25 protein-coding genes are annotated in these 25,198 nt (G+C 67.2%); 23 read left to right on the top strand and 2 right to left on the bottom strand.

All coding sequences use genetic code 11. The annotated features are described in order from the left end of the window. Window positions 1-3 precede the first annotated feature (3 nt). The 19 genes from nirB to nadA all read left to right on the top strand — a co-directional run bounded on the left by nirB (window position 4) and on the right by nadA (window position 20,092). The gene (nirB, locus tag ACMG4O_RS13345; protein WP_414433938.1) at window positions 4-2,559 is read left to right on the top strand and encodes a nitrite reductase large subunit NirB; all 2,556 of its coding nucleotides are present in this window, start codon (window positions 4-6) and stop codon (window positions 2,557-2,559) included. A 29-nt stretch (window positions 2,560-2,588) separates the two neighbouring features. After that, window positions 2,589-2,945, top strand: coding sequence for a nitrite reductase small subunit NirD (gene nirD, locus ACMG4O_RS13340; protein ID WP_142948680.1), 357 nt, complete (start codon window positions 2,589-2,591; stop codon window positions 2,943-2,945). Window positions 2,946-2,948: 3 nt separating this feature from the next. Next, a complete protein-coding gene (locus ACMG4O_RS13335) occupies window positions 2,949-5,597 on the top strand; it encodes a molybdopterin-dependent oxidoreductase (RefSeq protein ID WP_414433937.1) in 2,649 nt (882 codons plus the stop codon). Between the two features lie 26 nt (window positions 5,598-5,623). Further along, window positions 5,624-6,595, top strand: coding sequence for a GTP 3',8-cyclase MoaA (gene moaA / locus ACMG4O_RS13330; protein WP_414433936.1), 972 nt, complete (start codon window positions 5,624-5,626; stop codon window positions 6,593-6,595). Between the two features lies 1 nt (window position 6,596). After that, window positions 6,597-7,178: a molybdenum cofactor guanylyltransferase gene (locus tag ACMG4O_RS13325; RefSeq protein WP_414433935.1), complete on the top strand. Its 582-nt coding sequence runs from the start codon at window positions 6,597-6,599 to the stop codon at window positions 7,176-7,178. Further along, window positions 7,175-7,771 carry a molybdenum cofactor biosynthesis protein B gene (gene moaB, locus ACMG4O_RS13320; RefSeq protein ID WP_142948676.1) on the top strand — a complete coding sequence of 199 codons (597 nt, stop codon included), beginning with the start codon at window positions 7,175-7,177 and terminating at the stop codon, window positions 7,769-7,771. Before ACMG4O_RS13325 ends, moaB begins: the two co-directional genes overlap by 4 nt. Beyond that, window positions 7,752-8,234, top strand: a complete 483-nt coding sequence (gene moaC / locus ACMG4O_RS13315; RefSeq protein WP_414433934.1) for a cyclic pyranopterin monophosphate synthase MoaC — start codon at window positions 7,752-7,754, stop codon at window positions 8,232-8,234. The genes moaB and moaC overlap by 20 nt, the downstream gene beginning before the upstream one ends. Next, window positions 8,231-8,476: a MoaD/ThiS family protein gene (locus tag ACMG4O_RS13310; RefSeq protein ID WP_142948674.1), complete on the top strand. Its 246-nt coding sequence runs from the start codon at window positions 8,231-8,233 to the stop codon at window positions 8,474-8,476. The genes moaC and ACMG4O_RS13310 overlap by 4 nt, the downstream gene beginning before the upstream one ends. Further along, the gene (locus ACMG4O_RS13305) at window positions 8,477-8,935 is read left to right on the top strand and encodes a molybdenum cofactor biosynthesis protein MoaE (protein ID WP_142948673.1); all 459 of its coding nucleotides are present in this window, start codon (window positions 8,477-8,479) and stop codon (window positions 8,933-8,935) included. It abuts the gene before it with no gap. Between the two features lie 49 nt (window positions 8,936-8,984). Beyond that, entirely contained in the window at window positions 8,985-9,707 is a 723-nt protein-coding gene (gene modA / locus ACMG4O_RS13300) for a molybdate ABC transporter substrate-binding protein (RefSeq protein WP_185956906.1), read from the top strand. Next, entirely contained in the window at window positions 9,691-10,371 is a 681-nt protein-coding gene (gene modB / locus ACMG4O_RS13295; protein WP_370184913.1) for a molybdate ABC transporter permease subunit, read from the top strand. Before modA ends, modB begins: the two co-directional genes overlap by 17 nt. Then, entirely contained in the window at window positions 10,358-11,389 is a 1,032-nt protein-coding gene (locus ACMG4O_RS13290) for an ATP-binding cassette domain-containing protein (protein ID WP_414433933.1), read from the top strand. The genes modB and ACMG4O_RS13290 overlap by 14 nt, the downstream gene beginning before the upstream one ends. A 903-nt stretch (window positions 11,390-12,292) precedes the next feature. Continuing rightward, window positions 12,293-13,267, top strand: a complete 975-nt coding sequence (locus tag ACMG4O_RS13285) for a YbgA family protein (protein WP_414433932.1) — start codon at window positions 12,293-12,295, stop codon at window positions 13,265-13,267. Window positions 13,268-13,274: 7 nt separating this feature from the next. Next, a complete protein-coding gene (locus ACMG4O_RS13280) occupies window positions 13,275-14,165 on the top strand; it encodes a MerR family transcriptional regulator (protein WP_414433931.1) in 891 nt (296 codons plus the stop codon). Continuing rightward, window positions 14,140-15,582 (top strand): cryptochrome/photolyase family protein, encoded by a 1,443-nt coding sequence (locus ACMG4O_RS13275; RefSeq protein ID WP_414433930.1) that lies wholly within the window; start codon window positions 14,140-14,142, stop codon window positions 15,580-15,582. Before ACMG4O_RS13280 ends, ACMG4O_RS13275 begins: the two co-directional genes overlap by 26 nt. Beyond that, complete coding sequence (locus tag ACMG4O_RS13270) at window positions 15,579-16,856, top strand: NAD(P)/FAD-dependent oxidoreductase (protein ID WP_414433929.1); 1,278 nt, start codon at window positions 15,579-15,581, stop codon at window positions 16,854-16,856. Before ACMG4O_RS13275 ends, ACMG4O_RS13270 begins: the two co-directional genes overlap by 4 nt. Then, window positions 16,853-17,635, top strand: coding sequence for a DUF1365 domain-containing protein (locus ACMG4O_RS13265; RefSeq protein ID WP_194855423.1), 783 nt, complete (start codon window positions 16,853-16,855; stop codon window positions 17,633-17,635). The genes ACMG4O_RS13270 and ACMG4O_RS13265 overlap by 4 nt, the downstream gene beginning before the upstream one ends. Next, window positions 17,622-18,896 carry a class I SAM-dependent methyltransferase gene (locus ACMG4O_RS13260; RefSeq protein WP_414433928.1) on the top strand — a complete coding sequence of 425 codons (1,275 nt, stop codon included), beginning with the start codon at window positions 17,622-17,624 and terminating at the stop codon, window positions 18,894-18,896. Before ACMG4O_RS13265 ends, ACMG4O_RS13260 begins: the two co-directional genes overlap by 14 nt. 146 nt (window positions 18,897-19,042) lie before the next feature. Next, entirely contained in the window at window positions 19,043-20,092 is a 1,050-nt protein-coding gene (gene nadA, locus ACMG4O_RS13255) for a quinolinate synthase NadA (protein ID WP_414433927.1), read from the top strand. Window positions 20,093-20,119: 27 nt separating this feature from the next. Here the strand turns inward: nadA and ACMG4O_RS13250 are convergent, their stop codons facing one another. Then, the gene (locus tag ACMG4O_RS13250) at window positions 20,120-21,556 is read right to left on the bottom strand and encodes a M48 family metalloprotease (protein ID WP_255442411.1); all 1,437 of its coding nucleotides are present in this window, start codon (window positions 21,554-21,556) and stop codon (window positions 20,120-20,122) included. A gap of 118 nt (window positions 21,557-21,674) precedes the next feature. Between ACMG4O_RS13250 and ACMG4O_RS13245 the strand changes: the two genes are divergently transcribed. Beyond that, window positions 21,675-21,902, top strand: a complete 228-nt coding sequence (locus ACMG4O_RS13245; protein ID WP_414433926.1) for a sulfurtransferase TusA family protein — start codon at window positions 21,675-21,677, stop codon at window positions 21,900-21,902. 15 nt (window positions 21,903-21,917) lie between these two features. Then, complete coding sequence (locus tag ACMG4O_RS13240; protein ID WP_414433925.1) at window positions 21,918-22,997, top strand: AI-2E family transporter; 1,080 nt, start codon at window positions 21,918-21,920, stop codon at window positions 22,995-22,997. Window positions 22,998-23,070: 73 nt separating this feature from the next. Here the strand turns inward: ACMG4O_RS13240 and bcp are convergent, their stop codons facing one another. After that, complete coding sequence (gene bcp / locus ACMG4O_RS13235) at window positions 23,071-23,535, bottom strand: thioredoxin-dependent thiol peroxidase (RefSeq protein ID WP_142948660.1); 465 nt, start codon at window positions 23,533-23,535, stop codon at window positions 23,071-23,073. 147 nt (window positions 23,536-23,682) lie between these two features. Between bcp and dapA the strand changes: the two genes are divergently transcribed. Further along, the gene (gene dapA, locus ACMG4O_RS13230; RefSeq protein WP_142948659.1) at window positions 23,683-24,564 is read left to right on the top strand and encodes a 4-hydroxy-tetrahydrodipicolinate synthase; all 882 of its coding nucleotides are present in this window, start codon (window positions 23,683-23,685) and stop codon (window positions 24,562-24,564) included. Then, window positions 24,564-25,181, top strand: coding sequence for an outer membrane protein assembly factor BamC (gene bamC, locus ACMG4O_RS13225; RefSeq protein ID WP_142948658.1), 618 nt, complete (start codon window positions 24,564-24,566; stop codon window positions 25,179-25,181). The genes dapA and bamC overlap by 1 nt, the downstream gene beginning before the upstream one ends. Window positions 25,182-25,198: the final 17 nt, after the last annotated feature.

Here is a 25,198-nt window from a genome sequence, read left to right as displayed (position 1 = left end):
GCTATGACGGACGACAACACCGTACTTCCCACCTCGGGCAACCTGGTAATCATCGGCAACGGCATGGTCGGTCACCACCTGGTGAAGACCCTGGTCGAGCAGGGCGACGCCAGCCCCTGGACCATCCATGTGTTCGCCGGCGAGAACCGGCCCGCCTACGACCGGGTGCATCTGTCCGCGCTGTTCGACGACCAGACCCCGGAGGATCTCTGTCTGTCCCCGGCGCAGTGGTACCGGGACAACCGGGTGACGCTGCACCTGAACGACGAGGTGGTGGAGATCGACCGGGACCATAAAACCGTGATCACCGCCGGCGGTGTCCGGCAAGACTACGACGCCCTGGTGCTGGCCACCGGTTCCTATCCGTTCGTGCCGCCGATCCCCGGCCACGACCACGAGAACTGCCTGGTGTACCGCACCGTGGACGACCTGGACGCGATCAAACGCTGCGCCGGCAACGCCAAACGCGGCGTGGTGGTGGGCGGCGGCCTGCTCGGGCTGGAAGCCGCCAACGCGCTGCGGCTGCTGGGGCTGGAAACCCATGTGGTGGAATTCGCGCCGCAACTGATGCCGGTGCAACTGGACGAAACCGGCGGCGCCCTGCTGCGCAAGGAAGTGGAAGCGCTCGGCGTGCACATCCATACCGGCATGAAAACCGAGCTGATCGACGCCGGCGAACAGCACACCCTGCGCATGAACTTCGAAGGCCAGGCGCCGCTGGAAACCGACATGATCGTGTTCTCCGCCGGCATCCGCCCGCAGGACAGCCTGGGCCGCCAGAGCGGTCTGGAGCTGGGCGAGCGCGGCGGCATCGTGGTGGACAACCAGTGCCGCACCTCGGACCCGGCGATCTTCGCGATCGGTGAATGCGCGCTCTGGAACAATCAGATCTTCGGGCTGGTGGCGCCGGGCTACACCATGGCGCGCACCGTGGCCGCGGTGCTCAACAACCAAGCCGGCGATTTCACCGGCGCCGACATGAGCACCAAGCTGAAACTGATGGGCGTGGACGTGGGCTCGGTGGGCGATGCCCAGGCGCGCACCGCCGGCGCCCGCTGTTACCGTTTCCAGGACGAAGTGGCCGGCGTCTACCGCAAGCTGGTGGTCAGCGAAGACCAGAAGTACGTGCTCGGCGCCATGCTGGTGGGCGACTGCGACGCCTACGACACCCTGCTGCAGTACATGCTTAACGGCATTCCGCTGCCGGACAACCCGGCGTCGTTGATTCTGCCCGCCGGTGACGCGGCGCCGGCGCTGGGCGCCGACGCGCTGCCGGACGGCGCCACCATCTGCTCCTGCCACAACGTTTCCAAGGGCGCCATCAACGACGCGCTGGACGGCGGCTGCTGCTCGCTGGGCGATATCAAGGACGCCACCAAGGCGTCCACCGGCTGCGGCGGTTGCGCCGCGCTGTTGAAAAGCGTGGTCGACGCCGGGCTGGAAGCGCGCGGCGTGGAAGTGAACAACCACCTCTGCGAGCACTTCGAATATTCTCGCCAGGAGCTCTACCACCTGATTCTGGTGGGCGGCCTGAAGAGTTTCCGCGAAGTGCGCGACACCCACGGCAAAGGGCTCGGCTGCGAAATCTGCAAGCCGGCGGTGGCCTCGATTCTCGCCAGCATCCATAACGACTACATCCTCGAACCCGAGCACGTGGGCCTGCAGGACACCAACGACGTGTTCCTCGCCAACATGCAGAAGGACGGCACCTACTCCGTGGTGCCGCGTGTGCCCGCCGGTGAAATCACCCCGGAAAAGCTGATGACCCTGGGCCGGGTGGCGAGCAAATACGATCTCTACACCAAGATCACCGGCGGCCAGCGCATCGATCTGTTCGGCGCCCGTCTGGAACAGCTGCCGCTGATCTGGGAAGAACTGATCGACGCCGGCTTCGAGACCGGCCACGCCTACGGCAAGTCGGTGCGCACGGTGAAATCCTGCGTCGGCTCCACCTGGTGCCGGTACGGCGTGCAGGACAGCGTCGGCATGGCGATCTTCCTGGAGCATCGCTACAAGGGCCTGCGCTCGCCGCACAAGCTCAAGTTCGCGGTGTCCGGCTGCACCCGCGAATGCGCCGAAGCGCAAAGCAAGGACATCGGCGTGATCGCCACCGAGAACGGCTGGAACCTGTATGTGTGCGGCAACGGCGGCATGCGGCCGCGCCACGCGGATCTGTTTGCCACCGATCTCTCGGATCAGCAACTGGTGCAACTGGTGGACCGGGTGCTGATGTTCTACGTGCGCACCGCGGACCGCCTGCAACGCACTTCGGTGTGGCTGGAAAACCTGGAAGGCGGTCTGGACTACCTGCGCCAGGTGGTGATCGACGACACCCTGGGCATCGCCGCCGAACTGGAAGCGCAGATGGAAGTGGTCCGCGAGCGCTATCAGTGCGAGTGGCGCACCACCATCGACGACCCGCAAAAGCTCAAACGCTTTCGCAGCTTCGTCAATGCGGAGACGCCCGACCAGGACATCCGCTTCGTGCGCGAGCGGGGCCAGCCCCGGCCCGCCACCGAGGAAGAGCGCAGCGATCTGATTGAAACCGTCAGCGTCTGAAACAACCGGCGAAGGGAAGGAGAGCAACCATGCAATGGCAACATATTTGTACCCGGGAGGATCTGGTGGCCGGCAGCGGCGTGGCCGCGCTGATCAACGGCGAGCAGGTGGCGTTGTTCTACCTGCCGGATCAGTCGCCGCCGCTTTACGCGATCGGCAACCACGACCCGATCGGCGGCGCCAACGTGCTGTCGCGGGGCATCGTCGGCGACGTCAACGGCGAGCTGGTGGTGGCCTCGCCGCTGTATAAGCAGCACTTCAGCCTGCTCACCGGTGCCTGCCTGGAGCAGGACCACGTTTCGGTGCCGGTCTGGGAGGTGAAGCTGGACGGTGACAAGGTGCTGCTGCGTCCGCTGCCGGCGGCGCTAAACCGGACCGGTACCTGAGCCATGGCCGAGCGCATTCACACCACCGACACCACCTGCCCGTACTGCGGCGTGGGTTGCGGTGTGTCCGTGAACGGCGCCGGCGACAGCGTTACCGGAATGGCGAACCACCCGGCCAACCAGGGGCGTCTTTGCGTCAAGGGCGCGGCGCTCCACGAAACCCTCGATCACCGCAACCGGCTGCTGTACCCGGAAGTGGACGGCGCGGTGGTGGATTGGGACAGCGCGCTGGATGAAGTGACGCGTCGGCTGCGCGACACCGTGGCCGAATACGGCCCCGACAGCGTGGCCTGCTACGGCTCCGGGCAACTGCTCACCGAGGACTATTACGTCGCCAATAAGCTGATGAAAGGCTTTGTCGGCAGCGCCCACATGGATACCAACAGCCGGCTCTGCATGGCGTCGGCGGTGGCCGGCTACAAGCGCGCTTTCGGCGGCGACAGCGTGCCCGGCTGCTATGAGGATCTGGACAGCGCCGAGCTGCTGGTGCTGGTGGGCTCCAACGCCGCCTGGACCCATCCGGTGCTGTACCAGCGCATGGTCGCCGCGAAAAAAGCGCGCCCGGACACCAGAGTGGTGGTCATCGATCCCCGCCGCACCGCCACCTGTGATCTGGCCGATCTGCATCTGCCGTTACGGCCCGGCGCCGATGGCCTGCTGTTCAACGGCCTGCTGGCCTGGCTGGACCGGCACGGCCATCTGGACCGGGACTATATTCGCGAACACACCCGCGGCTTTGATGACGCCCTGGCCCGGGCCGAAGCGGATGGCGGTTCGCTGTCGGACCTGGCGCAGCGCTGTGATCTGCCCGAGGAAGATATTGAGACCTTCTTCCGCTGGTTCGCCAGCCGCCCGCGCACGGTGACGTTCTACTCCCAGGGCATCAACCAGAGCGCCACCGGCACCGACAAGTGCAACGCCATTATCAACTGCCATCTGGCCACCGGCCGCGTCGGCAAGCCCGGCGCCTCGCCGTTTTCCATCACCGGCCAGCCCAACGCCATGGGCGGCCGCGAAGTGGGCGGGCTGGCCAATCAGCTGGCCGCGCACATGGATTTCGCGCCGGATGACGTGGACCGGGTAAAGCGCTTCTGGAACGCCGCCAACATGGTCAGCGAGCCCGGCCTCAAGGCGGTGGAGCTGTTCCAGGCGGTGGCCTCCGGGCGGATCAAATTTATCTGGATTCTTTCCACCAATCCGGTGGTCAGCCTGCCCGAGGCGGATCGGGTGCGCGACGCCCTGCGCCGCTGCCCCACCGTGGTGGTGTCGGAGTGCATGGCCGACACCGACACGGTGCGGCTCGCCGACATCAAACTGCCGGCGCGTACCTGGGGCGAGAAGAACGGCACCGTGACCAACTCCGAACGCTGCATTTCCCGCCAGCGGCCCTTCCTGGAAGCGCCCGGCGAGGCGCGCTCGGACTGGTGGGCGCTGGCCCAGGTGGGCCGGCGGCTCGGTTACGCCGAGGCGTTCGGCTGGCGGCATCCGGCCCAGGTGTTCGCCGAACACGCGGCCCTGTCCGGGTTCGAAAACGACGGTCGCCGGGCGTTCGATATCAGCGGGCTGGCGACGCTGGATCAGGCCGGCTACGACGCCATGGCGCCGGTGCGCTGGCCGGTGAACCGGCAATGGCCGCAAGGGCGCCGGCGGCTGTTCGGCGACGGCCGTTTCACCACCGACGACGGCCGCGCCCGCTTCGTGGCGGTCACCGCCAGGCTACCGGAAGGCCGGCCCGGTCCCGGTGAGATGATCATGAACACCGGCCGTATCCGCGACCAGTGGCACACCATGACGCGCACCGGTAAGGCGCGGCGGCTGCTTCAGCATATCGGCGAACCCTTTGTCGCCCTGCACCCCGAGGACGCGCGCCGCCATCGTATCGGCGACGGCCAACTGGCCAGCGTGGAAAACCGCCACGGCGCCATCGTGATGCGTGCGCGTGTCACTGCCGACCAGCGTCCCGGCGAGCTGTTCGTGCCGATGCACTGGAGCAGCCCGTTCAGCGCCCGCGCGCGCATGGGCGCCCTGGTGCAGGCCACCACCGATCCGCTGTCCGGTCAGCCGGAATCAAAAGTTTCCCGGGTCCGGGTGGCGCTTTGCGCGGTGCGCTGGCAGGGCTTTTTGATCACCCGCCAGCGGCGCGGCGATCCGCGCTGCTTTTACTGGAGCTACAGCCCCTTACCCCGGGGGCACCTGTTCGAACTGGCCGGCCGCGACGATCCGGACCGCGCCCGCCGGCGTCTGGCCGCCCTGATCAGCGGCCCCGGCGACGCCGACGACCTGCACTGGCTGGACATGCAGGACCCGTACATCGGCCATTTCCGCCAGGCAGCGGTACGCGACGGCCGGCTGATGGGCGCGTTGTTTATCCACCCGAAAGGCGATTTGCCCGGCCGCGACTGGCTGATCGAGATGCTGCAACGGGACGCGCTGGAAGACAGGGAGCGGCGGGCGCTGCTCAGCGGCGAAGCGCCGGACGGCGCCGCCGAAAGCGGGCCGGTGGTGTGCGCCTGCTTCCAGGTCGGCGAGCCGGCCATTCGCGCGCGCATCGAAGCCGGCGACCGCAGCGTCGAGGCGTTGGGTAAGTCGCTTCGGTGCGGGACCAACTGCGGTTCCTGCATCCCCGAGTTGAAACACATTCTGGCCGGTTGACCGGGCCCCAAGGCAGGAGAGAAACCATGCTCACCGATCAGTTCAACCGACGCTTCACCTATTTGCGCCTCTCCATTACCGAGGTCTGCAACTACCGCTGCGAGTATTGCCTGCCGCGCGGCTATCAACGCGGCGACAACGTGCCGGCGCCCCTCAGCCTGGAGGAGATCGGCACCCTGGTGCGCGCCTTCGCGCTCAGCGGCACCCGCAAGATTCGCATCACCGGCGGCGAGCCGACCCTGCGCAAGGACCTGCCGGAGATCATCGCACTGTGCAAACAGACGCCGGGGATCCGCGAGGTGGTGATGACCAGCAACGGCTACCGGCTGGCGCCAAAGCTGGCGACGCTGAAAAAAGCCGGCCTGGACCGCATCAACCTCAGCGTCGACAGCCTGACGCCGGCGGTGTTCGAAATGATCACCGGCCATGACCGGCTGGGCGATGTGCTCGACGCGGTGGATGAAGCCCTGGCACTGGGTATGCCGGTGAAACTCAACGCGGTGTTGATGCGCCACTACAACGGCGACGAACTGGCGCGGTTCACCGACTACCTGCGCCGCCGTCCGGTGACCGCCCGCTTTATCGAACTGATGGAAACCGGCGACAACCGCGAGTTTTTCCGCCAGCAGCACCGCCCCGCCCACCTTCTCGAAAACTGGCTGGCCACGAACGGCTGGCGCCCCCGGGCCCGTGGCGAGGACGACGGCCCGGCGCGGGAATTCGACCACCCCGGCCATGCCGGCCGGGTGGGGCTGATCCGCCCCTATAAACAAGGTTTCTGCGACGACTGCAACCGGCTGCGCGTGTCGTCCCTGGGCGACCTGCAGCTGTGTCTGTTCTCCCAGGGCGGTATTTCGCTCCGCGACGCTCTGCGACACGACACCCCGGAACAGTTATCGCGGCGTTTGCACCGCCTGGTGCTGGGCAAGAAAGCCAGCCACGGGCTGCATCGGCATGACCCGGGCGCCACCCGCCACCTGGCCATGATCGGAGGCTGACATGCAGGACACTCCCGGTGTGATCGGCGTGGTACTGGCCGGCGGCGGCTCGCGGCGCATGGGCCGTGACAAGGCGTTGCTGGAATGGCGCGGGCAGCCGCTGCTCGACCACCTGCGGGCGCGGCTCTGGGCGGCCGGTTGCCAGGCGGTGGTGACCAGCCGTGCCGCCCCCGGCTGCATCGCCGACCTTTATCCGGACCGTGGGCCGCTGGGCGGCATTCATGCGGTGCTGCGAAGCCGTCCGGCGGCCGGTTACCTGGTGGTGCCGGTGGACATGCCGCTGCTGTCGGTGGCGTTGCTGCGCCGGCTGATCGACGCCGGCCGCGATCATGGCCACTGCTATTACCGGCACTCGTTCTTGCCCTGCTATCTGAGCGGCGATCCGGCCCTGCCGGACCGGCTGGCGCAACGCCTGCGGCGCGGTGATCTGGCGCTGGGCGGCTTTCTGCGCGCGCTCCGTGCCCGGGCACTGGACGGCGGTGACGCCGCCGCCTTTCTCAATACCAATACGCCGGAGGCCTGGCGCCGGGCGACCGCCCTGGACGCTGCCCCGCACACCCTCTGCAAGGAGATCGGATCATGACCCTTTCCCCCGTGACCCGGGCCGCACCGCGTTGCGCCCGGCCGCTGGACATTGCCGTGCTGACCGTGTCGGACAGCCGCTCCCTGGCCGAGGACAGCTCCGGCGATCTGTTGCGTTCCCGGCTGCTTGAGCAGGGCCACCGCAACGCCGACCGGCGGCTGGTGGTGGATGACATCTATCTGATCCGCGCCGAGGTGTCCCGCTGGATCGCCGATCCCGCTGTGCAGGTGGTGCTGATCACCGGCGGCACCGGTTTCAGTGGGCGCGACAGCACCCCGGAAGCGGTCAGCGTGCTGTTCGACAAAACCGTGGACGGCTTCGGCGAACTGTTCCGGGCGCTCTCACTGGAGGAGATCGGCACCTCCACCCTGCAGTCCCGCTGCGTGGCCGGGCTGGCCAACGGCACCCTGGTGGTGTGCCTGCCGGGCAGCACCAACGCCTGTCGGCTGGCCTGGGACCGCATCCTGGTGGAGCAGCTGGACGCCGCCCACCGGCCGTGCAATTTCGTGTCGCATCTGAAGGGCGCGGACCGCGCCTGCGACAGCCGCGAAACCGACAACGGAGGGCCGGCCCATGTCGCTGACGCACACTGACCAGAACGGCCACGCGCACATGGTGGATGTGTCCGCCAAGACCGACAGCGCCCGGGTGGCCCGAGCCAGCGGCCGGGTGCGGGCGGCGCCGGCCACCCTGGCCCTGATCCGCGATAACGGTCTGAAAAAAGGCGATGTGCTGGCGGTGGCGCGTATCGCCGCGATCCAGGCGGCGAAGAAGTGCTGGGAGCTGATCCCGCTCTGCCACCAGATTCCGCTCAGCGGTGTCACGGTTGAGTTCGAGTTGGACCACGACAACGGCATCATCCATATCCAGGCCCAGTGCAAAACCACCGCGCCCACCGGGGTGGAGATGGAAGCGCTCACCGCCGTGTCGGTGGCGGGCCTGACGCTCTACGACATGTGCAAGGCGGTGGATCGGGGCATGTCGATCGACACGGTCCGCCTGGAGACCAAGAGCGGCGGCGCCGGCGGCGACTGGCACCGGGGGGCGCAGGCATGATCCGGATACGCTTTTTCGCCCGCCTGCGGGAAGCGCTGGACTGCGACTTCCTCGACCTGTGCCCGCCGTCGCCGCTGTCGGTGGCGGCGCTGCGCCGGCATCTGATTCACGAATACCCGCACTGGGCGGTGCACCTGGACGGCCGCTTGCTGAGCGCGGTGAATCAGGAAATGGCCAACGGCCAGACGCCGGTGCGCGACGGCGACGAAGTGGCGTTCTTTCCCCCGGTGACCGGAGGCTAGATGATCTCGGTGCAGCAACACGACTTCGATGTGGGTGACCAGTACCGGCGGCTTTGCGAGCAGGCCGGGGAGGCCGGCGCGGTGGTGTTCTTCGTCGGCCGGGTGCGCGGCGGCGACGGCGCCGTGCAGGCGCTGGAGCTGGAGCATTACCCCGGCATGTGCGAGCGCCAGTTGCAGGGCTTCGTGGACGAAGCCCGCCGCCGCTGGGATTGCCGCGCGGTGCGTCTGGTGCACCGGGTCGGCCGGCTCGCCGCCGGCGAGCAGATCGTGTTCGTGGCGGTGGCCACCCGCCACCGCGCCGAGGCGTTTCAGGCGGCCCATTTCCTGATCGACCAGCTCAAAACCCGGGCCCCGTTCTGGAAAAAAGAGCATTGCCCCGACGGCGCCCGCTGGCTTGATGCCGCTGCCAACGACGTCCGCGCCGCCGGGCGCTGGTACGCTGACGCCGTGGCGCTGTGAGATGAGCCGCGCCGGGAAGCGAATCGGCCGGCAAGCAGTCGGGCTGCTAATGTTGGTGGCGTTCTGTCTCGCGCCCCCGGTTGAGGCGCGGGAAGAGGGCGAATTACGCATTGCCTGCGCCAGCAATTTCTATCCCACCCTGAAAAAGCTGGCCGTTCTGTTCAACGAAGATCATCCCCAGGTGGCGCTGGATTTGATCAGCGGCGCGTCCGGCCACCTTTACCAGCAGATTCGCCACGGCGCCCCATACCAGCTGTTCCTGTCCGCCGACAGCGCCTACCCGGCGGCGCTGCACCGGAACAACGGCAGTAGCGTGCCGCGCACCTACGCGCTGGGGCGGCTGGCGATCTGGGACCCACGTGGTCTGGGTTTGAACGGCGAGCGCCAATACACCCTGGCCATCGCCAACCCGGCCACCGCGCCCTACGGCCGCGCCGCCGAAGCGGCCATCGCCCGCTACCGCGATGCGCGGCCGGCGCCGCGCTGGCGAATCGTGGTCGCCGCCAATGTCAGCCAAGCCACCCAGTTGGTGGACGGCGGCAACGCCGACCTGGGGCTGGTGGCGCTGAGCCTGATTCAAGCGCGGCGGGGTGAATACCGTGTGCTGCCCGCCGACTGGCACCGGCCGCTGGTGCAGCAGGGCGTGGTGGTGAACCCCGGCGATCCGCTGGCCGAAGCCTTTATGGCGTTTCTGTTCTCCGAGCGGGCGGGCCGGCTGATTCGCGCCGCCGGCTACGCCTTACCAGGAGGCACCGATGCCCTGGCTCGCTAGCGGTGACGCCCAGGCCCTGTTGCTGACGGTCAAACTGGCCGCCACCACTACCGTTATTCTGGTGGCTGTGTGCCTGCCGCTGGCCTGGTTGCTGGTGCGCCGCGACTCGCGCGGGCGGAGCCTGATCCAATCCCTGGTGATGCTGCCGCTGGTGTTGCCGCCTACCGTGCTCGGCTACTACCTGTTGGTGGCGTTTTCCCCGGCGCATCCGCCCGGCTCCTTGCTGGCGCGCCTGTTCGACCAGCAACTGGCGTTCAGCTTTACCGGCATTCTGATCGGCTCTCTGATCTACAGCCTGCCGTTCGCGTTTCGTCCCCTGGAAGCGGCCTTGCAGCAAAGCGGCCCGGCCCTGGATGAAGCGGGCAGGGTGCTCGGCTTCCCGGGCGGGTACCGGTTTCTGTTTATCGTTATCCCCGGTATCCGGCCGGCGCTGGTGAGCGCCGCCTTGCTCTGCTTCGCCCACACCCTGGGTGAGTTCGGTGTGGTGCTGATGATCGGCGGCAATATTCCCGGCGAAACCCGGGTGCTGTCGGTGGCCTTGTTTGAGCATGTCGAGCAAATGAACTACCAGGCCGCCAACCGGCTGGCGCTGACCATGATGGCGATCGCCGTGGCCACGGTGTTGCTGTCGCAATGGAGCGGCCGCCGCCATGATCGATTTTGATGTCGCCCTCGCGGCGCCGGTGGCCCTGCGCGCCCGGGTGCGGGCGCAAAGCGGATGGCTCGGCCTGCTGGGGCACTCCGGGGTGGGCAAGAGCACGCTGCTGCGGGCGCTGGCCGGCCTCAACCCGGCGGCTCACCGTTTGCGTGTCGAAGACCGGGCGGTGACGCCGGCGGCGCTGGCCCGCCGGGTGTCGCTGGTGTCGCAAACCCCGGCGCTGATTGATCACTGGACCGTGGCCCGGCACCTGCGGCGGGTGGCGCGCCACCATCAAACCGGTGACCTGACCGGCGAGCTGATCCGGGATCTCGACATCGACGGTTTGCGCCCTCTCTGTCCCCCGCAGTTAAGCGGCGGCCAGCGCCGCCGGGTGTCGCTGGCGCTGGCGTTACTGCGCCGGCCACGCCTGCTGCTGCTGGATGAGCCGTTTTCCGCGCTCGACGACGACAGCCGGCACCGCCTCTATCCCAAGCTGCAGGCCCTCACCCGGCGCCTGGGCTGCGACGTGGTGCTGGTAGCCCACCAGATCGAGGACATCGTCCGGCTCTGCGATCAGGTGGCGATTCTCGAGCCCGGCGGCGTCACCTACTGCGGCGCGCTGCAGCCGGGCCTGCGCCGCTACCAGGGGCAGGCGTCGCCGTGCTCGGTGTTGCTGGGCGAGGCGCTGCCCGCCGAGGCGGAAGCCGGCCTGCTGCCGGTGGCCCTCGGCGAGCGCACCCTCTGGGTGCGCACCCCGCGTTTGCCGCCGGCGGGCACGCCGGTACGTCTGCTGGTGCACGCCGACGACGTGGCCCTGGGCGCCGCCGAACTCGACGGCGTCAGCCTTATGAATCAACTTCCCGCGCGCATCACCGCTCTCACGGCGCAGGACTCCGGGGTGCTGGTGGAGTGCCTCTGCGAGCGGCAGTCGATCCAGGCGCGCATTACCGCGCGCAGCCAGGCCCGCCTCGGATTGCGGGCAGGCAGCCGGGTGGTGCTGCTCTTCAAAGCGTCGGCGGTGTCGTTGCTTACGGAGTTTTAGAGATTGGTGCTCAGTATTCGGGACGCGGTGCGACGGTGGTGTCTTCTGGGGGCTGGAACCCTCCAGCTGGGGGCGCGGGTCTGTGTTATGCCCTTCCGGGAACGCCGTGAACCCGTCCCTGGGGGCTCCCTGTCGGACGTCCTGTCCTCCAGGGTCCCGGAAGGGCATAACACAGACCCGCTCCTTAGCTAGCGTCACCGCCCCCGGGTTATCGCTGGCGCCGAACCTTTCTACGAAGAGTTGGGTTTGTGGGAGCTTGCCTTGCAAGCGAAAGGCCGGCTGTGCCGGCCGGCAGGATCCCAGAGACGCTGATGTTGCTGCCGTTAGAAATCTCTCTGGCATCCTGCCGGGAGCTTCGCTCCCTTTCGCGGGCTAGGCCCGCTCCCACAAACCCAGCTTCGTAGAAAGGTCCAGGCGGTGTTATGTCCCGTGGCGGTTCCGCTGCTAAGTAAGCGGGGCAATGGTGGTGCCTGGAGGGACCTATTTGGCCATGGATGGCCAAATGAGAGCGCCCAGGGAAGGCTTGAGCGATCGCGGAAGGCACCACCATTGCCCCGCGTCTCGGATACGGAGCACCAAACACCATGAGAACCACTTTCTTGCGGGCATAAAAAAGGCCGCCTGGGGGGAGGCGGCCTGGGGTTCCTTCAAATGCCTGAAGGAAGGGGGGATGCGCGTTGCGTGACGTCCTGGGGGAGACGTTGACCGTCCGTGGCCAGCAACGCGAATTCACTGTGCCACGATCCCGCGCCGCCGTGTGTAAAACAGCTTTAAATGTCCCTGCTTTCCCGCCTTCATCGTTTCACCTTGAGACCTGCTTCACAAAGCCTTCATGGGTGACGCCCGAGACTTGTACAACTATAACGGTTTGTACAGCTTCAAGCGCACCGGACGGAGGCAACCATGGGGCGGCATTCAGACAGCGACGATCAGCGGATTCCGGTGGGCATCAGTGCCTGCCTGATGGGCCGCGAGGTGCGCCACGACGGCGGCCATAAGCATTCCCGCTATTGCACCGGGGTGCTGGCGCGCTATTTCCGGTTCCGCTCCCTGTGCCCGGAAATGGGCGCCGGGCTGTCCACGCCGCGGCCGGCCATGCACTTGGTGGATACCGACGACGGCGTGCGTCTCAAGGCGACTCGTGGCGACCGGGATTTTACCGCCCTGATGGACGGCTTCGTCACCGACACCGTGGAGCGGCTGGGGGATCTGCGCGGCTTCGTGCTGATGGCCAAGTCGCCGAGCTGCAGCATGGAGCGCATCCGCGTTTACCGCGAGGACGGCGAGGTGGCCCGGCGTGATGCCAGCGGCCTGTTCGCGGCCGCGCTGATGGCCCGTTTCCCGTTGATGCCGGTGGAAGAGGAGGGCCGTCTCAACGACGACCGCCTGCGCGAAAACTTCGTCGAGCGGGTGTTCGTCTACGACGACTGGCGCCGGTTGAACGAGCGCGAGGGCGGCCTGACCGCCAAGGGATTGATCGACTTCCACAGCCGCCATAAATTCCAGCTTCTGGCCCATTGCCAGGCCACCTATCGGCGCCTGGGGCCGCTGCTCGCCGACCTTAAGAAGCGACCGTTGGCGGACATCGCCGACGACTATATCCACGCCTTTATGCCGGCCATGGCCAAGCGCATCTCGCCGGGCGCCCACGTCAACACCATGCTGCATTTGATGGGCTTTCTGCGCGACGAGCTGGGCGAGCAGGACCGCGCCGCGATCCACGAACAGATCGACGCCTACTTGCGCGGCGAGGTGCCGCTGGTGGTGCCGATGACCATGCTGCGCGCCGCCCAGAGCAAGGTGGAGCAGCCCTACCTGGCCACCCAGCAGTACCTGCGTCCCTACCCGGACGCGCTGGGGCTGCGCAACCGGGTATGAGACAGCCATGAAAGCTTTCGACGACGGTTACAGCATCCAGGCGGTGAGCCGGCAAAGCGGCGTGCACCCGGTGACGCTGCGCGCCTGGGAACGCCGTTACGGGCTGATCCGCCCGGCGCGCACCGAGCGCGGCCACCGCCGCTACAGCGACCAGGATCTGGCGGTGATCGAGCAGATTCTTTCCTGGCTGGACCGGGGTCTGCCGATCAGCCAGGTGCGCCCGGTGCTGGAGCAGGGCGGCAGCCCGGTGACCGCGGTGGCCGGCCCCTGGCGGGACGCCATGGAAGACGCCCTGCAGGCGCTGGAAGGGCACAACCTGCGCCGGCTGGAGCAGTTGTTCCAGCGGCTCACCGCGGACTATCCGCTGGGCCGGGTGGTCACGGGATTTTGCGACCCGTTGCGCGATCATCTGCGCGCGCTGCCGGGCCACGGCGCGTCGCAGGCGCTGCTGGACAGTTTTCTGCGGCAAAAGCTGGCCGGGCGGTTGCTGGCCCGGGCGCCGGGCCGACGCGAGCGGGCCTGGCTGGTGATGGCGGTGGGCGACCCGCTGCCGGCGCTGATCCAGGCGGCGGTGGCGGACCGGCCGGTGTGGTGTCTGGAAACGCCGGTGGCCTGGCCGGCGCTGACCCCCTGGCTGGCGGAGCCGCGTCTGACCGGCGTGGTGTGGATGCTCGGCGAGCGCCCGGCCCGCCGGCAGATCGGTCAGCTGTGGCCGGAGCAACAGCCCGAAGGCGCCTTTCTTTGCGCGGGCCCGGCCCTGGCCGGGGACCCGCCGACGCCGGCCTGGCTGCCGTGTGAGCCGGGCGACTATCAGGCGGTGGCGAAGCGAATGGACGACGCCGAATCAATCACTCAACAGCAAGGAGAACAGGGTGCGACTGGTCTGGTTTCGAAATGATCTGCGCTGTCACGGGCACACCCCGCTGACGCAAGCGCTGGCCGGCGGCGACGCGGTCACGGCGCTGCACATTCTGTGCCCGGACCAGTGGGACGCCCACGGCGTGGCGCCGGCGCGCCGCTGGTTCGTGCTGCACAGCCTGCTGGAGCTGGGCGAGTCCCTGGCGGCGCGGGGCGTGGATCTGCATGTGCTCGACGGCGGCGATTTCGACGGCAGCGTCACCGCCCTGGAAAACTTCGTGGCCGAGCAGGGCGTCACCGAGGTGTTCTGCAACCGGGAGTACCCGCTCAACGAACTGAACCGGGACCGGGCGGTGGCGCGCCACCTGGAAGCGCAGGGCGTGCGCATCCACGGTTTCGACGACGGCGTGCTGGTGCCGCCGAGGGCGCTGCACACCGGCAAGGGCACGCCCTATACCGTCTTTACCGCCTATAAGAAGCGCTGGGACGTTTGGATGGACGACCTTCAGCCCGAGGCGGTGCCGGCGCCGGACTGGCCCGGCGGGCAGGGCCGCTTTGTCGGTCGCGAGCGGGTGGAGCGGGCGCTGGAGGCGCTGTCCGTGCCGGACTCGGTGACCGCCTTGTGGCACCCCGGCGAGGACGCCGCGCGCGGCCAGCTGAAGGATTTCGTCGAGCAGCATCTGGGCGACTACAAAGCGCGGCGGGACTTTCCCGCCGAGCCGGGCACCAGCGGCCTGTCCGCGGCGCTGTCGGCGGGCACGCTGGCGCCGCTGGACGCCTACCTGGCGGCGCGGCCGGCGCTGCAGGACGCCAAGGCCCGGGAGGGCGCGGCCACCTGGATCGGTGAGCTGGCCTGGCGGGATTTCTACCGGCAGATCATGCACCGCTTTCCGTCGCTGGCCACCGGCGCGCCGTTCCGGCCGGAGACCGCGCTGCTGCAATGGAGCGATAACGAAGAGCACTTCCAGGCCTGGTGCGAAGGCCGCACCGGCTACCCGCTGGTGGACGCCGCCATGCGCCAGCTGGTGCAGACCGGCTGGATGCACAACCGCCTGCGCATGCTCACCGCCATGTTCCTGACCAAGCATCTGTTTATCGACTGGCGCAAAGGGGAGCGCTTTTTCATGGCGCACTTGGTGGACGGTGATTTCGCCGCCAACAACGGCGGCTGGCAGTGGAGCGCCTCCACCGGCACCGACGCCGCGCCGTATTTCCGTGTATTCAGTCCGGTGCGCCAGAGCCACCGCTTCGATCCGCAGGGCCGCTTTATCGCCCGCTATGTGCCGGAGCTGGCCACCGCCGACGACAAGACCATCCATGAACCCTGGAAGCAGCCTTTGATGACCCCGGATTACCCCACCACGATCGTCGCCCACCAGGGCGTCAAGCAGCGGGTGGAGAGCGCCTTCCGCGCCGCCCGCGACGCCTGGAACCAGCAGAACGGAGACGCCTCTTGAGCCAGCGCATCGCCATTGTCGGCGGCGGCATCGCCGGCCTGACCGCCGCCTGGTATCTGAGCCGCGACCACCAGGTGACGCTGTTCGAAGCCGAGCCCCGCCTGGGCGGCCACACCTTCACCGTGGACGTGCAGCGCGAGCACGGCGACTACGCCGTGGACATGGGCTTTATCGTGTTCAACGACCGCACCTATCCGCGCTTCGAGGCGCTGCTGGCGGAGCTCGGCATCGGCCGCCAGCCCACCGCCATGGGCTTCGCGGTCACCGACGCGGAAACCGGCGTGGAATACTGCGGTGACGGCCTGGGCGGCTTTTTCGGGCGGCGCCGTAATCTGCTGGACCCCGGTCACTGGGCGTTGCTGCGCGATATTCTGCGCTTCAACCGGGAGGCGCCGGCGCTGCTGGACAGCGACGCCGGCGAGCAGCCCCTGGGCGCTTATCTGAACGAACAGGGCTATGGCGAGCGCTTCCGGCGGCATTATATTCTGCCCATGGGCGGCGCCATCTGGTCCTGCTCCCTGGCGCAGATGGAAGCGTTTCCGGCCAAGTTCTTCGTGCGGTTTTTTATCAACCACGGGTTGCTGGCGTTGCGGAACCGGCCCCAGTGGTACGTGGTGCCCGGCGGTTCCAGCCGCTATGTGGAAGCCCTGCGCGCCGCCTGCGGCGCCCGCTTCCACACCGCCACGCCGGTCACCGGTGTGCGCCGGGACGGCGAGGGCGTCACGGTGCAAGCCGGCGGCGACAGCCACCGTTTCGATCAGGTGGTGATGGCCTGCCACAGCGACCAGACCCTGGCGCTTTTGGACGACGCGGGCCCGCGTGAGCGGGACTGCCTGGCGGACCTGCGCTACCAGCCCAACGACGTGGTGCTGCACACCGACACCGCCATGCTGCCCAAGCGCCGCCGGGTGTGGTCGAGCTGGAACGCCCTGCTGGGGCGCACCGATGACGCGGAGCCGGTACAGGTGACCTACAACATGAACATTCTGCAGGGCTTTCAAGCGCCGGAGACCTTCTGCGTGACCCTCAATGCCGGTGACCGGATCCGCCCGGAAACGGTGATCCGCCGGGAGGTGTTCCACCACCCGCTGTTCACCACCGAGGGGCTGCTTGCCCGCGAACGCCTGCTGGCCGCCAACGGCGATAACCGCACCTGGTTCTGCGGCGCCTGGTGCCGCAACGGCTTCCATGAAGACGGCGTGGTGTCGGCGCTGGATGTGGTGGAAGGCATCGCCGCCCGCGGCCAGGGCGGCGGCCGGGGAGCGGCGCTGTGATTCCCCGCTTCGCGCTCGCCACCGGCCAGGTGTGGCATCAGCGCCATACCCCCATGCGGCACGCCTTCCGCTATCCGCTGTGGCTGGTGTGGTGCGATGTGGACGCGCCGGACCGGATGCTGGCCCGCCAGCGTTTGTGGGGCCGCCGCTGGCGTCCGGTGACGTTCCGCGACCGGGACTTCATCGACGCCGACCGCCGGCCGCTGGGCGACAAGGTGCGCGACCGGGCCGCCGAGGCCGGTCTGGACTGGCGCGCCGGCCGGGTGTTCATGCTCGGCCAGTGGCGCACCTTCGGCATGCTGTTCAACCCCCTGGTGCTGTACTTCCACTTTCCGGACGGCGCCGAACGGCCGGCGTCGATGCTGGCCGAGGTGCGCAACACCCCCTGGCATGAACGCCATATCTACGCCCTGACCCTGAGCCAGGGGCCGGGGCCGCAAACGGTGGCGCATGAAAAGACCTTCCATGTGTCGCCCTTCCTGCCGCTGGGGCTGCGCTATCACTGGCATCTTCACGCCTTATTTCCCGATCTGCGCCTAACGTTGGAGGACCGGGACGGCGACCAGCTGGTTTTCGCCGCCGGCCTGAAAATGCACATGGCGGAGGCCGACGCACCCGCCATGGCGCGGGTGATACGCCGCTTCGGCGCGCAGAGCGTGAAAACAGTGGCGGGCATCTATTGGCAGGCCTGGAAGCTTTGGCGCAAGGGCGCCCGGTTCCACGCCCACCCGGGTAAAGATAAGCAAGGTAATGGGGAGAACACTCATGATGGACGGTGATAAGGCGCTGGTGGGTCAGCGCCCGTCCTGGGCGCAAAGTCTGGCCCGACGGCTGGTGCAGGGACACATGGCGAAGATGCCCAAGGGCGGCGTGGTGTTGCATGAGCCCGACGGCGAGACCGTGTCCATTGGCGACACGGCGGCCGAAGGCGCCGCCGAGATCCGTATCCATGATTGGGACAGCTACCGGCAGATGATGACCGGGGGCGCCCTGGGCGCCGCCGAAGCCTACATGGACGGTGCCTGGGACAGCCCGGATCTGGTCGCGGTGGTGCGCTTCTTCGCCGCCAACGTGGACGCCATGCGGGCGCTGGAAGGCGCCGCCGCCTGGCTGGCCAAGCCGGCGCTCAAGGCCCTGCACGCCATGAACCGCAACTCCCTGAACGGATCGCGCCGCAACATCGCCGCCCACTACGACCTGGGTAATGATTTCTTTGCCCTGTTCCTGGACCGGCACATGATGTATTCCAGCGCCATCTATCCGAGCCCGGAAGCGGACCTGGAAACCGCCGCCACCCACAAGCTGGATCTGATCTGCCAGCGCCTGCGCCTGGCCCCGGGCATGGAAGTGCTGGAAATCGGCACCGGCTGGGGCGGTCTGGCGCTGCACGCCGCCCGCCACTACGGGGTGCGCGTGACCACCACCACCATCTCCCGGGAGCAGGCCAGGTTCGCCCGCGAACAGGTCCGCGAAGCCGGCCTGTCCGACCGTATCCAGGTGCTCGAGCAGGATTACCGGGAGCTGCAGGGCCGCTACGACCGCATCGTTTCCGTGGAAATGATCGAGGCGGTGGGCCACCAGTTCCTGGACGAATACTTCCGCGTGCTCAACCAGCGCCTCAAGCCGGAAGGGCTGCTGCTGCTGCAGGCGATCACGGTGCCGGACCAGCGCTACGAATACGCCCGCGACAACGTGGACTTCATCAAGCGCTACATCTTCCCCGGCGGCTTTTTGCCGTCAGTGACGGTGATGTGCCAGGCGCTGCGCAAGAACACCAGGCTGATGCCGGTGGGGCTGGAAGACATCGGCGCCCATTACGGCAAAACCATCGAGGACTGGCGGGCCCGATTTATCAGCGCGCTGCCGCGCATCCGTGAACTGGGCTTCGACGAACGCTTCTGCAGAATGTGGGATTACTACCTGTGTTACTGCCAGGGCGCCTTCATGGAGCGGGCCATCAGCACCGTGCATCTGCTCGCCGCCGGCCCGGATTACCGGGGTGGCGAGGGCTTGAATCCGGGCGGCGCGGCGTCCATATAAGACGATGAGGCTGTCGCTTTTGGTCATGGTCAGCGTCCTGCTAAGACCAATATGGTATGATCCCGACACCGAGACCAAAGTGGTATCCTGGACAGCAGGTGCCTCAAGCGATTGATAGTCCCCTTACCCTGGGGTGGTGATGCCGTATGACAGCACAGGCCCAAGAGATCGTGCGCGCCCATTTGGCGGGCGTTAACGAGCAGACCGAACTCACCGACGATCAGCGTTCACTGTACCGTCAGCGCATTAAAGAACGGTTACAGGCCCGTGACGCCGTGATGGTGGCCCACTATTACACCGACCCCGAGATCCAGGCCCTGGCCGAGGAGACCGGCGGTTGCGTGGCCGATTCCCTGGAAATGGCGCGTTTCGGCCGCGACCACCCGGCCAGCACCCTGATCGTGGCCGGCGTGCGCTTCATGGGCGAGACCGCCAAGATTCTGAGCCCGGAAAAGCGGGTCTTCATGCCGACCCTGGAAGCCACCTGTTCCCTGGACATCGGCTGCCCGGAAGACGAGTTCGCGGCGTTCTGCGACCAGCATCCGGACCGCACCGTGGTGGTGTACGCCAACACCTCGGCGGCGGTGAAGGCGCGCGCCGACTGGGTGGTGACGTCCTCCATCGCGGTGGAACTGATCGAATACCTGGATCAGCGCAACGAGAAAATTCTGTGGGCGCCGGACAAGCACCTGGGCAACTATGTGCGCAGTAAAACCGGCGCCGACGTGCTGTGCTGGGACGGTGCCTGCATCGTCCACGAAGAGTTCAAGGCCCAGGGGCTGGAAGATCTGAAGGCGGCTTATCCGGGCTCGGCGGTGCTGGTGCACCCGGAGTCCCCGTCGTCGGTGGTGGAAATGGCGGATGTGGTCGGCTCCACGTCGCAGCTGATCAAGGCCGCCCAGGAGATGGACAACCAGACCTTTATCGTCGCCACCGACAAGGGCATCTTCTACAAGATGCAGCAGCTGGCGCCGCACAAAACCTTCGTGGAAGCGCCCACCGCCGGCAGCGGCGCGGCGTGCCGCAGCTGCGCCCACTGCCCGTGGATGGCCATGAACGGCCTGGAAAACACCCTGGCGGTGCTGGAAGACGACAACGGCTGCGGCCAGGAAATCTTCGTCGACCCGGCCCTGGCGGCCAAGGCCATGAAGCCGCTGGACCGCATGCTCGAGTTCGGCGCCCGCCTTAAACCCTGATCCATCGGGGCGCCGTTCCGGGCGCCCCTAGAATTCCTCCGAGGACAGCCGCTCCATTTCGCTCATGCGTGCGCTCAGTTTGCTGCGCAGGGCGAACTGGCCGTCGGCCTCGTCCAGGGCGAAACGCATCTGCCGCAGGGCGGCCTGATCCTGACCGCGAAGAAACAGCACTTCCGCCCGGGCCCGGTGGGCGCGGGCGTTCTGGTCGCTGTTGCCCCAGGCGTCGGCGGCCAGCGACCACAGCATCGGATCGTTGGGGCGCTGCAGCAGCAGCGGCTCCAGCAGCGGCGCCGCCTGTTCCGGCTTTTTGCTCAGCAGGTAGGCGCGGGCGGTCATCACCGAGGCGGCGTAGTCCTTGGGATTGATGGTGAGCACCTCCTTGCCGCGCTCGATCACGTCGGCGTAGCGGCCCTGATCCATATCCACTTCCATCAGACCCAGCTGGAACCAGATCTGGTCCGGGTGCGCCTCCACCAGCTCGGTGAGCGCGCGGCGCGCCGCGTCGTAGCGGTCCTCTTTCAGGTCGGTGAGGGCGAGCCCGTAGCGCGCCGCCTGCTTCTGAACGCGGTCGTTGCTCTCCAGGCGCCGCCCGAAGTAATCCCGGGCCCGTTCCTGGCCGTCGAAGTAACGGGCCTGGATGCGCGCGCGCACCAGCTCGAAGGACGCTGACGGATTGGCCGGCGGCGCGCTCAGCGAGCGCGCCCGGGCGCGGGAGTCGGCGACCCGCTCGGCGGTGAGCGGGTGGGTGAGCAGGAACTCCGGCGGGTCGCCGGAATAGCGCTGCTGCTCCAGCATGCGCTCAAAGAAGCGCGGCATGGCGCTGGGGTCCATGCCGGCGGCGGCGAGAATCTGCATGCCCACCCGGTCCGCCTCGTATTCGTTGTGGCGGGAGTAGGCCAGTTGCGCCTGGATCGACGCCGCCTGGGTGGCGGCGATGCCCGCCATGCCGGCGTCGCCGCTGCCGGCGATGGCCAGGGCGATGCTCGCCAGCATGGCGGCCAGCACCGCCGGGCCGCGCCGTTTCGAGTCCATGTAGCGGCGTGTGAAGTGCCGCTGGCTGACGTGGGCGATTTCGTGGGCGACCACGCTGGCCACCTCGTCCTCGCTGGCGGCGTTCAGAAACAGGCCGGCGTTTAGGCCGATCACCCCGCCGGGCACGGCGAAGGCGTTGATGGCGGCGCTGTTGATCACCACGATCGCCAGGTCCGGTTCGTTCAGCTCGCTGAAGGACGCCAGCCGGTAGACCAGATGTTCCGCGTATTCCTGGACCAGCGGGTCTTCCATGATCGACGTCTGGCCCCGCAGGTCGCGCAGCCAGCCGCGCCCGAGCCGGTATTCCTGCTCGGCGGAAATGATCGCCACGGTGGGGTCGCCCAGTTCCGGCAGATCCTGTTGTTGGGCCTGGCCCAGGCCCGCGCCCAGGCACAGCAAGGCCACAAGAGCGAAGCGCGCGGCAGCGATCAAAATGGACTCTCCTTAGCGATCCGCATTTTTCGTGTCACCATGATTCTGTCGCGACGAGGTGTCTCTGATAATGCCGTCATGTGCCCTATAATGACCGCCCCTGCGAACGGATCACACCATGGATATCAAATATCTGGATGCCCGCGGTCTGAATTGCCCGCTGCCGCTGCTCAAGACCCGGCAGGCGTTGCGCGCCCTGCAGGCCGGTGCCTTGCTGGAAGTGACGGCCACCGACGCCGGGTCGGCCCGGGACATCCCTGAATATCTTCGACAGTCTTCCCATGAGCTGGTTCGCCACGAGCAGGACGGGCGGGAATTCCGCTTTCTCATTCGTTGTGGCGACTAGGCCCGAGGTTCTCCGATGCTGAATGTGCTTAAAGGCTGGTTCAATGCCTGGTTCTCCGACGAGGAGGCGGTGTACCTGCTGTTTCTGTTGCTGGCGGGCTTCGCCGTGGTGCTGTTGTTCGGCGGCATTCTGGCGCCGGTGCTGGCGGCGCTGGTGGTGGCCTACCTGATGCAGGGGCTGGTCACCGCCCTGAACCGTTACCGGGTGCCGCCGGTGCTTTCCGTGAATCTGGTGTTCCTGGTGTTCCTGACCGCCCTGGTGGCGGTGCTGGTGGTGCTGATGCCGCTGCTGTGGCGCCAGACCGTGCTGCTGGTGCGCGACCAGCTGCCGGATATTCTGCGCACCACCGAGACCTGGCTGCGCAGCCTGCCGGAGCGCTATCCGGAAATGATCTCCATGGAGCAGGTGAACACCCTGGTCACCATCGCCCAGCGGGAGCTGGCCCAGCTGGGTCAGTCGGTGCTCACCCTGTCGCTGTCCTCGATTCCCAACATGCTGGAAATCCTGGTGTTCCTGGTGCTGCTGCCGCTGCTGGTGTTCTTCTTCCTCAAGGACCGCGAGAAGCTGGTGGGCTGGGTGCTGGGCTTTCTGCCGGAGCGGCGGCGTATTCTGTCCCACGTGTGGCAGGAAATGGACCAGCAGATCGCCAACTATGTGCGCGGCAAGGCGGTGGAAATCCTGCTGGTGGGGTCGGTGACCTTCCTGGCGTTCCTGCTGCTGGGCCTGAACTACGCGGTGCTGCTGGCGGTGCTGGTGGGGCTGTCGGTGCTGATTCCCTATATCGGCGCCACCATCGTCACCGTGCCGGTGGCGGCGGTGGCCTACCTGCAGTTCGGCTGGGGCGGCGACTTCGCGCTGGTGATGGTGATCTACGGGGTGATTCAGTTCATCGACGGCAACATCCTGGTGCCGCTGCTGTTCTCCGAGGCGGTCAATCTGCACCCGGTGGCAATCATCACCGCGATTCTGTTCTTCGGCGGCGTGTGGGGCTTCTGGGGGATTTTCTTCGCGATTCCGCTGGCGACCTTGCTGAAGGCGGTGATCAATGCGTGGCCGAGGCGGGGGGAGGACTGGCGGTTGCCGGCCGGGGAATAAGAGGGGGCTCTGGGATCCTGCCGGGCGGCCTTTGGGGCCGCCCTTTCGCGGGCTGGGCCCGCTCGCACAACGTTTAGAGGCCGTGGACGGCGTCGAGGACGTCCTCGGCGTGGCCTTTGACCTTGACCTTGCGCCAGATGTCACGCACCACGCCTTCTTCGTCGATCAGGAAGGTGCTGCGCTCGATGCCCTCGAATTCCTTGCCGTACATCTTCTTCAGCTTGATCACGTCGAACAGGCGGCAGACGGTTTCGTCCTCGTCGCTGATCAGCTCGAACGGGAACTCTTGCTTCGCCTTGAAGTTCTCGTGGCGGCGCAGGGAGTCCTTGGACACACCGAGGATTTCGCAGTTGGCTTCCTGGAAGTTGGGGTACAGGTCGCGGAAGTTCTGGCCTTCCGTGGTGCAGCCCGGGGTGCTGTCCTTGGGGTAGAAATAGAGCACCACTTTCTTGCCCTTCAGGGCCGACAGGGTGATGGTGGTGTCGCTGGTGGCCGGGGCGGTGAAGTCCGGCGCCGGCTGTCCTTCTTTGATCGTCATGGTTGTCTCCTGCTACTGCCTGATCGCGGCCTCGGGGCCGCCAGCGGCACAGCTTACCGGGCCGGGCAACGCTTGTCCGCCCTTCAGGCGGGGTTTACCATAGCGCTCCATTAATCAAGGCGTCGAAAGCGTTTAAGAGGAAGCGGCATGATTCGCGGCAGCATCGTGGCAATGGTAACCCCCATGCGCGAAGACGGATCGGTGGACTGGGAACGTCTGCGCGGTCTGGTCAACTGGCATGTGGAGCAGGGCACCCATGGGATCGTGGCGGTGGGCACCACCGGTGAATCCGCCACCCTGGGCTTCGAGGAACACGACAGCGTGGTCCGCGAGATCGTGGCGGTGGCCGACAAACGGATTCCGGTGATCGCCGGTACCGGCGCCAACAGCACCGAGGAAGCCATTCGCCTTACCCGTGACGCCAAGCGCGACGGCGCCGACGCCTGCCTGCTGGTGACGCCGTACTACAACAAGCCGCCCCAGGAAGGCCTCTATCAGCATTTCCTGGCCGTGGCCCGGGCGGTGGACATCCCGCAGATTCTCTACAACGTGCCCGGCCGCACCGCCTGCGACCTGCTGCCGGAAACCGTGGAGCGTCTTGCCAAGGTGCCGAACATCGTCGGCATCAAGGAAGCCACCGGCAACCTGGAGCGCGCGCGGGAAATCCGTGAGCGCTGCGGCGACGATTTTCTGATCTATTCCGGCGACGACGCCACCGCCCTGGAGCTGATTCTGGCCGGCGGCGACGGCGACATCTCGGTGACCGCCAATGTGGCGCCGGCGAAGATGGCCGCCATGTGTCAGGCGGCGGTGGACGGCGACGTGGACCGTGCCCGCGCCCTGAACGCGGAACTGGAACCCCTCCACCGTGATCTATTCCTGGAAGCCAACCCGATTCCGGTGAAATGGGCCCTGTACGAAATGGGTCTGATCGACAGCGGCATTCGTTTGCCGCTGGTTCATTTGTCGGAGGCCGCCCAGCCACGCTTGCGCGAAACGCTGCGTAGCTGCGGTCTCCTGGAGGGATAATGCATCGTAGTTTGATTGTTGCCGGCGCCGTGGCGCTGAGCGTGGCCGGTTGCGGCCTGATTCCGGATAACAGCCTGCGCTACCGCGAAGCGCAAGTGCTGGAGCCGATCACGGTACCCGGGGATATGGTGTTCATCGGCGCGGACCCGCTCTACGCGGTGCCGCAGATGGAGCGCCGCCTGCAGGGCAAGGGCGAGGGCGAGGACAAATTCGAAGCGCCCCGTCCGCCGCAGCTGGTGGCGGCGCCCGGCGAAGCCGATGACGAGGAAGAGGAGACCCCGGCGGCGCCGGCCGACAACACCGGCCAGGCGGTGCTGGCGAAAGACGGCAGCGGCTATCCGATCATCATGATGCCCACCAGCTTCGCCTGGGCCTGGGAGAAGGTCAGCGAGGCGCTGACCCAGACCGATCTGCGCGTCACCGACCGCAACCGGGACCAGGGGGTGTTCTTCCTGACCGTGCCCGAGCGTTACCAGCTGCAGCCGCCCCAGGCGCGCCTCAAATTGAGCCACACCACCAATGGTATCCAGGTGGCGGTGCTCAACGAGGAAGGCACGGCGCTGGCCGGAAAGACCTCCGGCCTGGCTATCCTGGAAAGCATCCACGGCGAATTGTGAACCGGGCTCCGGCCGCC

Origin of the sequence: Alloalcanivorax venustensis (assembly GCF_047495515.1) — a bacterium.
Lineage (GTDB): Bacteria > Pseudomonadota > Gammaproteobacteria > Pseudomonadales > Alcanivoracaceae > Alloalcanivorax > Alloalcanivorax venustensis.
The sequence above is the reverse complement of the archived record's forward strand: the minus strand, read 5'-3'. Positions and strand labels throughout refer to the sequence as shown.

Bases quoted from the DNA above. Each gene is read 5' to 3' on its own strand.
- ACMG4O_RS13260 (WP_414433928.1), top strand. From the start codon at position 17,622: ATGATGGACGGTGATAAGGCGCTGGTGGGTCAGCGCCCGTCCTGGGCG.
- moaC (WP_414433934.1), top strand. From the start codon at position 7,752: ATGTCGCTGACGCACACTGACCAGAACGGCCACGCGCACATGGTGGAT.
- ACMG4O_RS13305 (WP_142948673.1), top strand. From the start codon at position 8,477: ATGATCTCGGTGCAGCAACACGACTTCGATGTGGGTGACCAGTACCGG.
- bamC (WP_142948658.1), top strand. From the start codon at position 24,564: ATGCATCGTAGTTTGATTGTTGCCGGCGCCGTGGCGCTGAGCGTGGCC.
- modB (WP_370184913.1), top strand. From the start codon at position 9,691: ATGCCCTGGCTCGCTAGCGGTGACGCCCAGGCCCTGTTGCTGACGGTC.
- moaA (WP_414433936.1), top strand. From the start codon at position 5,624: ATGCTCACCGATCAGTTCAACCGACGCTTCACCTATTTGCGCCTCTCC.
- nadA (WP_414433927.1), top strand. From the start codon at position 19,043: ATGACAGCACAGGCCCAAGAGATCGTGCGCGCCCATTTGGCGGGCGTT.
- ACMG4O_RS13310 (WP_142948674.1), top strand. From the start codon at position 8,231: ATGATCCGGATACGCTTTTTCGCCCGCCTGCGGGAAGCGCTGGACTGC.
- nirD (WP_142948680.1), top strand. From the start codon at position 2,589: ATGCAATGGCAACATATTTGTACCCGGGAGGATCTGGTGGCCGGCAGC.
- ACMG4O_RS13245 (WP_414433926.1), top strand. From the start codon at position 21,675: ATGGATATCAAATATCTGGATGCCCGCGGTCTGAATTGCCCGCTGCCG.
- modA (WP_185956906.1), top strand. From the start codon at position 8,985: ATGTTGGTGGCGTTCTGTCTCGCGCCCCCGGTTGAGGCGCGGGAAGAG.
- dapA (WP_142948659.1), top strand. From the start codon at position 23,683: ATGATTCGCGGCAGCATCGTGGCAATGGTAACCCCCATGCGCGAAGAC.
- ACMG4O_RS13280 (WP_414433931.1), top strand. From the start codon at position 13,275: ATGAAAGCTTTCGACGACGGTTACAGCATCCAGGCGGTGAGCCGGCAA.
- ACMG4O_RS13240 (WP_414433925.1), top strand. From the start codon at position 21,918: ATGCTGAATGTGCTTAAAGGCTGGTTCAATGCCTGGTTCTCCGACGAG.
- ACMG4O_RS13285 (WP_414433932.1), top strand. From the start codon at position 12,293: ATGGGGCGGCATTCAGACAGCGACGATCAGCGGATTCCGGTGGGCATC.
- nirB (WP_414433938.1), top strand. From the start codon at position 4: ATGACGGACGACAACACCGTACTTCCCACCTCGGGCAACCTGGTAATC.
- ACMG4O_RS13335 (WP_414433937.1), top strand. From the start codon at position 2,949: ATGGCCGAGCGCATTCACACCACCGACACCACCTGCCCGTACTGCGGC.
- moaB (WP_142948676.1), top strand. From the start codon at position 7,175: ATGACCCTTTCCCCCGTGACCCGGGCCGCACCGCGTTGCGCCCGGCCG.
- bcp (WP_142948660.1), bottom strand. From the start codon at position 23,535: ATGACGATCAAAGAAGGACAGCCGGCGCCGGACTTCACCGCCCCGGCC.
- ACMG4O_RS13290 (WP_414433933.1), top strand. From the start codon at position 10,358: ATGATCGATTTTGATGTCGCCCTCGCGGCGCCGGTGGCCCTGCGCGCC.
- ACMG4O_RS13325 (WP_414433935.1), top strand. From the start codon at position 6,597: ATGCAGGACACTCCCGGTGTGATCGGCGTGGTACTGGCCGGCGGCGGC.